The organism is Pseudomonas psychrophila (assembly GCF_001043005.1).
Classification (GTDB): domain Bacteria; phylum Pseudomonadota; class Gammaproteobacteria; order Pseudomonadales; family Pseudomonadaceae; genus Aquipseudomonas; species Aquipseudomonas psychrophila.
On the sequence record NZ_JYKZ01000005.1, the window covers coordinates 355,364 to 366,957 of the forward strand.

Genomic DNA, 11,594 nt, shown 5'->3' on the forward strand with positions numbered 1-11,594 from the left:
CCATTCCCGGGGCTTGTGTGCAGGGTATCGAATACGGTTTTTTTCAAATGTATGTGTGTTGCGGCCGTGTTATAACGCGTGCACCCGTATAAAAACCCTAAGAAAAAACTATGCCCTCGATCTTGTATTCCGTTGATGTCAATTCCTGGTACCTGTTGGTCTCCATGCTGCTGGGTTTATGCGTGGCGGCTTTTGCGGGGAAGATGACCTGGGGTCAAACAGTCAGGCGTGACGCTGCGTTTGATGATGAATTGAAAGTCGTACTGGGTGGGACGCTGTCCATGTTTGGTTTGCTCATGGGCTTCATTCTTTCGTTTGCAATAAGTGGTCTGAACACCCGGATGACGGCTGAAGAAAATGAGGCCATTGCCATTGGCAACGCCTTCCAGCGTACAACGTTGCTGAGCGAGTCCCAGCAAGAGCAAGCCGAAAAAATGCTGATGGACTACCTGGCTATCCGCATTTCATTCTTTGCCACGGAGGATGACGACCAACGCGCAGCCATCCGGTTGGACTCCATTAAAATGCAATCGCACATGTGGGCTTTGATCAGCAAAATTGCCAAGGAAAAACCCAGTTCGGTGATTGTCACGGCCCTTAACGCCACGAATGAGTTGTATGTGTCGCAACAAAAGACGATGGCCAGCTGGCGGCCTCAAATACCCGGTGTGGCGTGGGCGCTATTGATCCTGTTTGCCATCTGCTCCAACTTTTTGATTGGCTACAACGTCAAGGGCAGCCGGGGTGGAAACACCCTGGTCTGTGTGATGCCGATCTTCACAGCCTTGGCGTTATTCATGATTGCGGAAATTGACGTTCCGGGCAAAGGCATCATTCAGGTAGTTCCGGATAACTTGAGGGCTCTTATTGTGACCCTGGAACACGGTGGGCTGACTTTATAACAAGCTAAAGCTGCTTGCTTTAGAGGCACTTGATAATAAGTGCTCAAGCGTGGCGCCCCCTTGCCTGTCTTGTGTTCTGGTAGGGAGGTGCCTATGGAATCCGGGGTAATACACCATGAATAACGATCACAAACCCGCCAGGCCCATCTTTGACCTGGACATGCTCAGAACGATGGTGATGGTCGCCGATTGCGGCAGTTTCACCACCGCTGCAACCAGACTGCACTCCACTCAATCCACCGTCAGCCAGAAGGTGCGCCGGTTGGAGGAACTTGTGGGGCACCAGTTGCTTGATCGAAGCAGCCGGGAAATACATCCCACTGATGCCGGCATCATCCTGCTGGGGTATGCGCGTCATCTTCTGGCCGTGAGCAATCAGTTGGGCGAGGCGCTTTCAAGCGGGATGAGCGTCACCATACGCCTCGGTGTGCCAGATGATTTCGCCGCAAGCAACACCATGCCCGTGTTGGCAGCCTTCAATCGCAAGCACCCCAAGGTGAAGCTCGAAATCATCAGTGGATTGAGTGCGGACCTGCTTCGCAGCTATGACCGCGGCGAGCTGGATCTGATCCTGATAAAGCAGCGACGCCATAGCCGTGAGGCCAACGCGTGCCGTTCGGAGACCATGGAGTGGATTGACAGCGCAACGCGGCCTTGTTTCGAGCAGGACCCGATTCCTCTGGTGACTTTTCCGTCACGCGGGCTTTATCGGGATGACATGATCAGCGCGCTCGAAGCCCTTGGCCGTACGTGGCGCATCTGTTTCACGGGCACCAGCCTTGCCAGTATCCAGGAAGCTGTGGCCAATGGATTCGGAATCAGTCTGCTTCCAACTCGGGCAGTAACCTCGGACCATAAGGTGTTAGGTATCAACGACGGATTGAGCCCGATCACCGCATTCGAGATTGCGGTGTTCCATCGACCAACTACCGATCCGGTGGTGGAGGAATTGGCTGATGTGCTTATCCAGATAGTGGATGAAGAGGGGCAGTGAGTGTGTTGATTTAACTGCCTGTCGAGCGAGACATCAGGCTCCAGCCGATGTATCGCTCAACAGGTTTGGTTATCGATTGAAGGGCATCTGCCTCTCAATCAGCGACGCAGGTCACTCACAACATGGGCAGAGTTCAACCGCAGCTGAGCGGGCCCACCCCAAAACTGACCCTGGCGCACAATGATGCGTTCGTGCGGCGCTGCGGCCACAGCAGCAGCACCATTAGGCGCCTTGACGACAATAAAGCAGGCTTCATTGCCTGCCTTGAGGCCGTAGTCACTCTTGCCAATGACGGCTGCACTGGCATCCGTTGCCATGTGTAGTGCGACCTGCAACTCCTCATCGGTGTTGAAACCCGAGCGGTAACTGACCAGCATGGCGCGTTGCAACATGTCGCCGTTTCCGTATGGCCACCAGGTGTCCTGAACATTGTCATTGCCGGTGAAGACCCTGACTCCGGCGTCCCGCAGACGCAGGACAGGGGGAAAGGCATGATCGCCTGGCGCGTTGGTCATGATCGAGACCCCCGCAGTAGCCAGCACGTCGGCAATCCGGTCGACCACGGCCGGGGCCACATCTCCAAGCCCGTACGCATGACTGACGGCAACGCGTCCGAACATTCCCAGCGCACGGGTGCGCGAGGCGATCCGCTCAAGCTGGGCGATGCAGGTTTCACCAGGCTCGTGCAGGTGGATATCGATCTTGACGCCATACTTGTCCGCAATGCCGAAAATGATGGCGAGTTGTGCGTCAGCATCACCATCCAGAGTCGTCGGGTCGATGCCCCCGACAACGTGAGCACCTTCTTGTATGGCTGCTTCAAGCAGCCTGGCAGTCCCTGGGCAACTCACCACCCCAGCTTGAGGGAAGGCAACCAGCTCAATGTCGATCAGGTCCTTCCATTTATCACGTGCTTGCATCACCGCAAGCAGGTTCGTCAGCCCTGTGGTGGCGTCCACGTCCACGTGACAACGCATGGCGACGGTGCCGAAAGACGCGACTTGCTGAATCAGTGCATCTGCACGATCCACGATTGGAGGTGCGCTGCAGAGTTCGCGTTTTTCGATGGCCAGACGCTCACGCAGGCTGGATGCAGGCTGATGGGGGTGCCAGCGGTCGCCGACAAAGCTTTTGTCGAGGTGGATATGGCCGTCCACGAACCCCGGAAGGACCAGATGACCTTCCAGGTCGATAGTCTCCACATGACCACCCGGCGAGGGCAGGTCCGGACCGATGTGGGTGATCTTGCCGTTGCTCACGGCCATGTTCAAACGTGAACCTTTGGCGTCGACAGCATTGACGAATAGACGGTCGTTCATAGTGAATCCTGAAAGTTTAACTGGGCCCACAATAAGAGCCACTTACGGGTCGCCACAAATTAAATATTCGGATGCTTTCCATTCATTATCCCGATGCCAAGAAGCACGGGGCTGCGCTGTAAGCCGGGGCGATAACAGGCTGCGGTCTGTCATAACCACAGTCACATTATTAATAATCCAACTACTTTGGATTGCGTTTTTTAACTTTCAATAGGGGGCAAAGCACGTCTAGGATCGGTTGCAAGGACGTGGATGAATCAAGGCCTGCAGGGCGATCCCGTTCTACCTGGGTTATCCAAAACTACAACAACGAGTGCTGTGTACAGAAGGGTGGCAGCTCATGGCTGCAAGCGCTCTCGATGCCTGGTCGCAATAGAACGGCAAGGCTCTATTGAGAGGCAAAAGCTCTATGTTCGCTTAGCGCATCAGGGTCCCATAATGAATAGCAATCCCAAGATACTGCGTGCCTCTCTCATCTTCATTGCGTGTACGGCGTTTATCGTGTGTGGTGTTCAACCGATTTTCATGGGGTTGCTGACTGACCAGCTCGGTCTGTCACTCGATCAGCAAGGCTGGGTTGTTTCCATAGAAATGGTCGGGATGACCTTGGGCACCATTATTTGTCCGCCGCTGATGAAGCGTTACAGCGGAAGAAACTTATGCCTCTACACCGGCATGCTCTGTGTGGCACTCAGCGTCGCTACGGCTTGGGCGTCTACAAATAATCTGTTGCTGGTGGTGCGACTGCTTGCCGGGACCTGCGCGGGCTTGATCTACGCATATGCCGTGTCGACGCTAGGCCGCCTTCCTAATCAGGATCGCTCATTCGGGTTGATGCTGCTTTTGCAAACCCCCGAGTATTCGTTTTTCTCCGCAGCATTGCCCATTCTCGCGGTACAAAGCGGGATCGTTACTGCTCTGTGCTCTTTCGGGCTGTGGTACGTCTTGATCTGTGTCGCCAGCCTGGCGCTTCCACGCAGTGTTGCGGGCTCCAGTGTGACGCTGCACAAGGTTGCCGCTCAGGACGGCTCGTCCAGAGAAGGGCGCAGCGCGCTGGTCGGAATGCTGTTTATGCAAATCGCCATCTACTGCGTGTGGGGCTTCATTGATCAGTTGGCGCGTGATCAGGGGATCTCAAGCGTTGATATTGGCTGGGCTTTCGGTCTTTCTGCAATCGCCGGCCTGCCGGGCGCCGCGCTTCCCAGCCTGCTGGGAGGACGTGTCAATCGACGCTTGATGATTAGCCTGGGCTTGCTGTCCGTCTTTGTCTCGATCGCCATGCTCACCTCGTACACGCGCACGCCCACTCAACTGTTCGCCGCATTGTTCCTGTTGCAGTTCGGTTGGGTACTCGCGCTGTGTTACTACATGGCGTTGATTACCACGAACGATCCCACCGGAAAACTCACTCCCCTGGTCAGCATCACGCTGATGGGCGCTGCTGCCGTCACCCCGGCTGCAATAGCGCTTCTGGTGCAAGGCTCCAATCACCAACTGATCTTCATACTCGGCACAGGTGCACTGCTGGCGGCATTTGCGGTGACCTGCCTTGGCGGGCATGGGAAGGGCATGGGGCAACCGCTGCCTGTCCCAGGATCGGATTAACACACCGCGACCCGTGGCAGCGAGTCGGGTCCCGCTGCTGTTCCACCTATTGAACAGATCCCATAAGGTAACTGTGATGAAACGTGACGTGACACTGATGCACAACGTGCGCTTGAGCCCGCGCCCGCTCCGACAGGAAAGAAGTGCGCGCCATGACTGAGCGCGCGCCTGCTTTCATCGCCGCGGGCGTACCGCGTGCAGGTAAGGTGTCACTCGCCGCACTGCTGCTTCTGGTGCTGCTTGGCTTGAATTTGCGACCGTTTTTGACGTCGGTGGGCCCTGTACTCGATTTGGTGCGTGCCGACATTGGTCTCGATTTTCGCGCCGCCGCCATGCTCACCACATTGCCCTTCGTACTAATGGGCTTGATGGCCTTTATTGGTATAGGTGTGGCCCGTCGTTTTGGAGAAAGGCAGGCGCTGACTGGCGCATTGTTGCTGTTGATGCTCGGATGTGTGTCTCGGGCCGTGGTCAAGGATGGAGCGCAGTTGATCGCCTGCGCCGGTATCGCGGGCACCGGTGTGGCTGTGATTCAGGCCTTGGTGCCGGGTATCGCCAAACGTTGGTTTCCTCAACAGATTGCGATGGCGATGGGGCTCTACTCGGCGGCATTGGTCGGGGGCGGGGCGCTTGGCTCGCTGGCAAGTACCTGGTTGAACTCATATGGCGGCTGGAGGTTGGGGCTTTCCATATGGGCGTTACCAGCGCTTGCTGTGCTCCTGCTTTGGCTGCTGTGCGCGCCACGCACCCCCCCTCAAGCTACTGGCGGACCTGCACCGGTATTGTCCAGATTCTTCAGGAATAAGCGGGCCTGGCAGTTGGCTGTTTACTTTGGGCTCACCAACAGCGGCTATTCAAGTCTGGTGGCATGGCTCCCGTCCTTCTACCAGCAGCAGAGCATGGGCCTGCAGGCGTCGGGCAACCTGCTCGCCTGGTTGGCGATGTTCCAGGCGACGGCGGCATTCGCCATGCCGATGCTGGCACGGCGCAGCGCAGATCGACGCGGGCCCTTATTGCTCACAATAGCGCTGCAGACCGTGGGTTTCGCCGGCTTCGCCCTTGCACCCAACGCAGCGCCCTGGGTCTGGGTGGCCCTTGCGGGGTTTGGCCTCGGCGGATTCTTCTCGCTCAGCCTGATTGTCGCGCTCGACCATTTGCCCGGTGCCCAAGCGGCTGGCACCTTGGCGGCCTTCGTCCAGGGGGTTGGTTTCTTGCTCGCATCCAGCGCTCCCTGGTTGATCGGCTGGTTGCTCGATTCCGGTGGCAGCTTCATCACGGGCTGGTGGTTACACATTGGGGTACTGGTAGTAATGGCGGTGCTGACACTCAACTTCTCTCCAGCAGGCTACCGACGAAGCATGGGAGAGAGGTGAGCCAGGTTCAACCAGGCATGCCGCGCGTCCGGGTTTTGCAGGCGCTACGTGATCGAACGCCGCCTCGTTCCAGTCGTCATTGCTCCCACTGTTCCAGCAATATGGCGACGAATTTTTCCGCTGCTGGCGACAGTGACGCGCCTCGCCGGTAGACCAGGCCCAACGACCGGTTCACAACGGGATCTATCAGCGGGACGCTCACCAGCGTTGGATGATCCACTGCCGGCATTGCAAGGCTGGGCATGGCCGATACTCCCAGGCCAGCTTCCACCAGGCCAAGCGACGTCGATAGGTGCTGCACCTCATAGAACCACTGCGGACGCCAGCTCAAGCCCGACAGGGCGTGGTCAAGCAGCATCCGGTTGCCGCTCAGGCGACCGACCCCGATAAGACGGTAATTGCTGAGTTCAGCCCAGGACACCGAGCTGCGCTCTGCCAGCTCATGATCGCGTCGGCAAGCCAGGACAAAAGGCTCGTTCACCAACGGCACGAACTCAATGTCCGGGTGCTGGCCGCTCATCATATTGATGCCAAAGTCGGCTTCACCGCGCAGAACAGCCTCCAGTCCTTCGTTCGCACTCAGATCTAGAAGCCGGATGCGGATTTGTGGATAGCGCTCGTTATAAAGGCGTATCACCGACGGGAGAAAGTAAAAGGCTGCTGTCGGGATGCAGGCCAGCGTTACACGGCCGCTCTGGCGCTCTGCCAGCTCCCGGATGTTGAGAATCGAATCGTCGAAGTCATCCAGCAGGCGTCGAGCCTTGGGCAGAAAGTCCCGCCCAACGCTTGTAAGGCTGACTCGTCGAGTCGTACGGTCAAGAAGCGCTGTTCCTAATCCGTCTTCGAGCTTTTTCATCCTGCGGCTTAACGCCGGCTGGGAAAGATGCAACGCATCCGCAGCCTCGTGAAAGCTGCCAAGTTCTGCGATTTTCACGAAAGATCGTATGTCGTTCAGCTCATAATTCATGATTTTGATCCAGGCCGAAGAGAAGGGTGCGTTCAAATCATCCTAAATTTATCATTCGTCAAACGCAATAATCCGGCCGATATTTGCATTGGAAACAATTTTCGAAGCCTGCGACTCTTGCTTCCAAGACATCAATCACCCGGATTGATCAACAAGAGTCCGTCCCATGCAAAGAATTCCCTGTGTGCTAATGCGCGGTGGTACCTCCAAGGGCCCGGTATTTCTCGCCTGGGATCTACCGGCTGCAATCGAAGAACGTGACGAGTTGCTGCTCAACCTGATGGGCTCTGGCCACGAACTTGAGATTGACGGTATCGGTGGCGGCAGCCCGCAAACCAGCAAAGTGGCGATCGTAAGCCCGTCGCTTCACGCTGACGCTGACGTCGACTATCTGTTCGTTCAGGTCATGGTCTCCCAGCGTCGGGTCGATACCGCGCCCAATTGCGGCAATATGCTGTGCGCCGTCGGCCCGTTTGCCATCGAGCAGGGGCTGGTGAAAGCGTCCGCCGATGTGACGCGGGTGCGTATTCGCAACCTGAACACCGGGACATTTGTAAACGCCGAGGTACAGACCCCTGGCGGCAAGGTCAGCTATGAAGGCGACACTGCCATAGACGGCGTACCGGGCACCGCCGCGCCTGTGCAACTGACGTTCCTGGACGCTGCTGGCAGCAAGACCGGAAAACTGTTCCCCACCGGGCACATACAGGATGTGATCGACGGTTTTGCGGTGACGTGCATCGACATGGCGATGCCGATGATGATCGTCGAGGCCAGCCAGTTGGGTAAACAGGGTGATGAAAGTCCCGCTGAACTGGATGCCGACGTTGAGTTTCTGCGCCGACTGGAATCCCTGCGCCTGAAAGCCGGTTTGGCAATGGGCCTGGGCGATGTCAGTGACAAAGTGATTCCCAAGCCGGTGCTCGTGTCACCGGCCAGGTCTGGCGGTACGATTCAGGTCCGCTACTTCATGCCTCACACCTGTCATCGTGCACTGGCAATCACCGGAGCCATTGGCCTGGCGACCGCATGTGTCACGGAGGGCAGCGTGGTCTCGCAACTGCTGGGCAACGTTGATGAACCCCGTTTGAAACATGTGCGGATTGAACATCCAAGCGGCGGGATAGACGTTGTATTGTCTTACACCGGCGCTCGGGAAGAGACCATTCGCGCCTCGGTCGTGCGCACATCGCGCAGGCTGTTCTCCGGTTTTGTTTACGCTACAGCTTCCCAACGACTCGCCGGATAATTTCCCCCAGGTCATTGCCGCTTTTGCATCAGCACACCGCCAGACATCGTTGGTTCATGTCGTCCGGCGGGAATGGGGTCGTGCGCCTTTGCGCCGGCCGCACTCATTATAAAAACAAGAGAATTGACCTATGCTCGCATTTCTTGGTTTGGCCATGGTGGTCGTCTTCACCTTCCTGATAATGACCAAACGGCTGTCACCCATAGTAGCGCTTGTTGTCGTGCCGATCGTATTTGCCGTCATTGGCGGTTTTGGCGGCACCACCGGCAAAATGATGCTTGATGGCCTGAAAATGGTGGCGCCTTCAGCTGCGCTCCTGTTGTTTGCCATCCTGTTCTTCGGCTTGATGATTGATGCAGGCTTGTTCGACCCGCTGATCCGAAAAATCCTCAAGCGCGTCAATGGCGACCCGATGAAAATCGCGGTCGGCACTGCACTGCTGTCATTGCTGGTCGCACTCGACGGCGACGGTACAACCACCTACATGATCACCTGCGCTGCGATGTTGCCGTTGTACAAGCGCATTGGCATGAACCCGATGGTTCTGGCAACCATCGCCATGTTGTCCTTGAGCATCATGAGCGGCATGTCTCCTTGGGGCGGACCTGCTACCAGGGCCATCGCGGCCCTGGGCCTGGACGCCGGCGAATACTTCGTGCCGATGCTGCCGACGATGATCGGAGGCGCCATGTGGGTGGTCTTCACGGCCTTCTTGCTGGGTCGTGGCGAGCGCAAGCGCATTGGCAATATCCAATTGCAAAGCGGCGGAGGTAATTGCTACATCAAGGCCATCCTTGAAGACACACCGTACAAGCGCCCCAAGCGGGCCTACATCAACCTGCTGCTGGTGATCGCGGTGATGGTTGCGCTGGTGATGGGGATCATGCACTCCGCGATCCTGTTTCTGATCGGATTTGTCCTGGCATTGATGATCAACTACCCGCAACTGGATATTCAGAAAGAACGAATCCTGGCCCACTCCGGCAATGCGATGACCGTGGTGTTGCTGGTGTTTGCCGCTGGCATCTTTGCCGGGATCTTCTCGGGCACTAAGATGGTCGATGCTCTGGCTCAAACGCTGGTGGACTGGATTCCTCCGTCCTGGGGGCATCTGTTCCCGCTGGTGGTGGCGATCACCAGCATGCCGCTGACGTTCGTCCTTTCCAACGATGCTTACTACTTCGGGGTGGTGCCGATCCTGGCCAATGCGGCGGCGGCCTATGGCATTGACCCCCTTGAAATCGCCCGTGCGTCGGTCCTCGGCCAGCCCGTGCACCTCATGAGCCCGCTTGTGGCTTCGACGTTGCTGCTGGTGGGCATGGTTGACCGTGATATCGGCGACTTCCAGAAAGCCACCGTCAAATGGGCGGTGCTGACCTCCCTTGTGATTACGGCACTGGCCTTGCTGACCGGGGCGATAAGCCTCTTCTCCTGATCCACCCAGGCATCCTGCTTTTTATCGACGCGCCTCGAGGGTGAGGCGTGCGCAGTCCTGCACCCCAAATAACAACAATGAGAAGTTTGCCATGACCTGTTTACATACCCGTTGGACGTTGCTTACTGTTCTAGGACTGCTACCCCTGGCGAGCGCCAGTGCAGACGGATTTGTCGATGACAGCAAGCTCAAGCTGCAATTGCGCAACGTGTACTTCAACGAAAACTTTCGCGACGAGCATGGCTTGAGTGTGAAATCGGCAAGAGCGGCGAAGAGTGAACGAACTGAGTGGGCCCAGGGATTGCTGCTCGATTACCAATCGGGATTTACCCCCGGAACACTAGGCTTCGGTATTGATGCGCTGGGCCTGCTGGGGGGCAAGCTCGACTCGGGTCGCGGTCGCAGCGGCACAGGACTGCTGCCTGTGCATGACGACGGTCGGGCGGCCGACGAGTTTTCAAGCGCCGGGATAACGGCCAAAGCCAGGCTCGCCAGAACCACCCTGAAATACGGAACCTTGCTCCCCAAAACACCGGTACTGATCTACAACGATGCGCGTCTTTTACCCCAGACCTACGAGGGCGGCCAGATCATCAGTAGTAATATCGAGAACCTGACCCTGACAGGGGGTTATCTGGAACGTTTCAAGTTGCGGGACTCCACTGACAGCATTGCACTGGTGCCCGACGGCTACGGAGGCGATAAATCGGGGGATTTCAGCTACGCCGGTGCCGAATACAAAGCGGGCAAAACCATCCGCCTCAGCTATTTCTACGGGGAGCTTGAGAGCTTCTACAGGCAAAATTTTGCCGGAATCCAGCACGATCTGCCCATCGGCGCAGGGGTACTCACCAGTGACCTGCGCTACTTCAACAGTGTCGATACGGGGTCGGCCCACGGGGGCAAGATCGATAACGATATGCTCAGCGGCCAACTGACCTACGCAACCGCGGGCCATTCCTTTGGCGGCGGCTACCAGACACTCAGTGGCGATGCCGGGCTGCCATACATCAGCGGCGCTACCGTGTACTCCTTCAGTAACGCCGGTATCGGCAAATTTATTGAGGAAGACGAGAAGACCTGGATGTTGAACTATGGCTACAACTTCGCCGCCGTGGGTGTACCGGGGCTAACATTCGCCACCCGCTACCTGAGCGGTAACGACGGCAAGTCCAGCAGTACAGTCAAGGAATGGGAGCGTGATGCCGAACTGGCCTATGTAGTGCAGCAAGGTTCACTTAAGGGGTTGGGGGTCAAGCTGCGCAACTACGTCTATCGTTCGGACTTCTCGCGAGGACGTGACAGTAACCGGGTCTACCTGACTTACGATATCGCGCTTTGGTAGTGCCTGTTATATGTCAGTTATGTCGCTATCAATCGTGGGATATAACCCAAAGTGAGGTTATTATTCCATCAAACCAGTTCAAATGAGATTTATATTACGTTCTAATCTATTCATATAACTTTGAATTGATTGGAGTTTTGTCCTTGAAAACATCGGCGCTCTTACCTCTCGGCTTCGCACTGCTTGCGACCTGTGCCACGGCTTTTGCCGGTCCCACCCTGGATCGTGTAACCCAAAAAGGGGAGATGACGGGTGTGCTGATGGAGAGCTATCCGCCATTTTCCTTTCTCAATGATCAGAACCAACTGGACGGGTTTGACGTGGATGTCGCCAAGGCCGTGGCGCAACGGCTAGGGGTCAAGCTCAAGCTGGAAACACCGTCCTGGGATGTGATCGCCGCTGGCC

Annotated in this window: 10 protein-coding genes; 8 read left to right on the top strand and 2 right to left on the bottom strand. The window is 56.8% G+C overall.

Going from position 1 to position 11,594, the window contains the following annotated elements; all coding sequences use genetic code 11:
- Positions 1-110 precede the first annotated feature (110 nt).
- A complete protein-coding gene (locus tag TU76_RS14750; protein WP_019827077.1) occupies positions 111-902 on the top strand; it encodes a bestrophin-like domain in 792 nt (263 codons plus the stop codon).
- Positions 903-1,017: 115 nt separating this feature from the next.
- Positions 1,018-1,896, top strand: a complete 879-nt coding sequence (locus TU76_RS14755) for a LysR substrate-binding domain-containing protein (protein ID WP_048351942.1) — start codon at positions 1,018-1,020, stop codon at positions 1,894-1,896.
- Positions 1,897-1,994: 98 nt separating this feature from the next.
- On the opposite strand, the gene TU76_RS14760 is transcribed toward TU76_RS14755, so the two are convergent.
- On the bottom strand, positions 1,995-3,215 hold the full coding sequence (locus TU76_RS14760) for an amidohydrolase family protein (RefSeq protein ID WP_046810744.1): 1,221 nt from the start codon (positions 3,213-3,215) through the stop codon (positions 1,995-1,997).
- 438 nt (positions 3,216-3,653) lie between these two features.
- On the opposite strand from TU76_RS14760, the gene TU76_RS14765 reads away from it, so the two are divergent.
- Both TU76_RS14765 and TU76_RS14770 read left to right on the top strand, forming a co-directional pair.
- Positions 3,654-4,820, top strand: a complete 1,167-nt coding sequence (locus TU76_RS14765) for an MFS transporter (protein WP_019827072.1) — start codon at positions 3,654-3,656, stop codon at positions 4,818-4,820.
- Positions 4,821-4,972: 152 nt separating this feature from the next.
- A complete protein-coding gene (locus TU76_RS14770; RefSeq protein WP_046810742.1) occupies positions 4,973-6,193 on the top strand; it encodes a cyanate transporter in 1,221 nt (406 codons plus the stop codon).
- A gap of 76 nt (positions 6,194-6,269) precedes the next feature.
- Here TU76_RS14770 and TU76_RS14775 read toward each other — a convergent pair whose 3' ends face one another.
- Positions 6,270-7,160, bottom strand: a complete 891-nt coding sequence (locus TU76_RS14775; protein WP_019827068.1) for a LysR family transcriptional regulator — start codon at positions 7,158-7,160, stop codon at positions 6,270-6,272.
- A 166-nt stretch (positions 7,161-7,326) separates the two neighbouring features.
- On the opposite strand from TU76_RS14775, the gene TU76_RS14780 reads away from it, so the two are divergent.
- The 4 genes from TU76_RS14780 to TU76_RS14795 all read left to right on the top strand — a co-directional run.
- On the top strand, positions 7,327-8,409 hold the full coding sequence (locus TU76_RS14780; RefSeq protein ID WP_037032549.1) for a 4-oxalomesaconate tautomerase: 1,083 nt from the start codon (positions 7,327-7,329) through the stop codon (positions 8,407-8,409).
- Positions 8,410-8,539: 130 nt separating this feature from the next.
- A complete protein-coding gene (locus TU76_RS14785; RefSeq protein ID WP_019827064.1) occupies positions 8,540-9,844 on the top strand; it encodes a CitMHS family transporter in 1,305 nt (434 codons plus the stop codon).
- Positions 9,845-9,935: 91 nt separating this feature from the next.
- Entirely contained in the window at positions 9,936-11,189 is a 1,254-nt protein-coding gene (locus tag TU76_RS14790; RefSeq protein WP_048351943.1) for an OprD family porin, read from the top strand.
- A gap of 143 nt (positions 11,190-11,332) precedes the next feature.
- Positions 11,333-11,594 (top strand): transporter substrate-binding domain-containing protein (locus TU76_RS14795; RefSeq protein ID WP_048351944.1); only part of this gene is annotated, 262 nt, incomplete at its 3' end.

Excerpts from the sequence above, each read along its gene's own strand:
- TU76_RS14785 (WP_019827064.1), top strand. The coding sequence starts at position 8,540 with ATGCTCGCATTTCTTGGTTTGGCCATGGTGGTCGTCTTCACCTTCCTG.
- TU76_RS14755 (WP_048351942.1), top strand. The coding sequence starts at position 1,018 with ATGAATAACGATCACAAACCCGCCAGGCCCATCTTTGACCTGGACATG.
- TU76_RS14770 (WP_046810742.1), top strand. The coding sequence starts at position 4,973 with ATGACTGAGCGCGCGCCTGCTTTCATCGCCGCGGGCGTACCGCGTGCA.
- TU76_RS14780 (WP_037032549.1), top strand. The coding sequence starts at position 7,327 with ATGCAAAGAATTCCCTGTGTGCTAATGCGCGGTGGTACCTCCAAGGGC.
- TU76_RS14790 (WP_048351943.1), top strand. The coding sequence starts at position 9,936 with ATGACCTGTTTACATACCCGTTGGACGTTGCTTACTGTTCTAGGACTG.
- TU76_RS14765 (WP_019827072.1), top strand. The coding sequence starts at position 3,654 with ATGAATAGCAATCCCAAGATACTGCGTGCCTCTCTCATCTTCATTGCG.
- TU76_RS14760 (WP_046810744.1), bottom strand. The coding sequence starts at position 3,215 with ATGAACGACCGTCTATTCGTCAATGCTGTCGACGCCAAAGGTTCACGT.
- TU76_RS14775 (WP_019827068.1), bottom strand. The coding sequence starts at position 7,160 with ATGAATTATGAGCTGAACGACATACGATCTTTCGTGAAAATCGCAGAA.
- TU76_RS14750 (WP_019827077.1), top strand. The coding sequence starts at position 111 with ATGCCCTCGATCTTGTATTCCGTTGATGTCAATTCCTGGTACCTGTTG.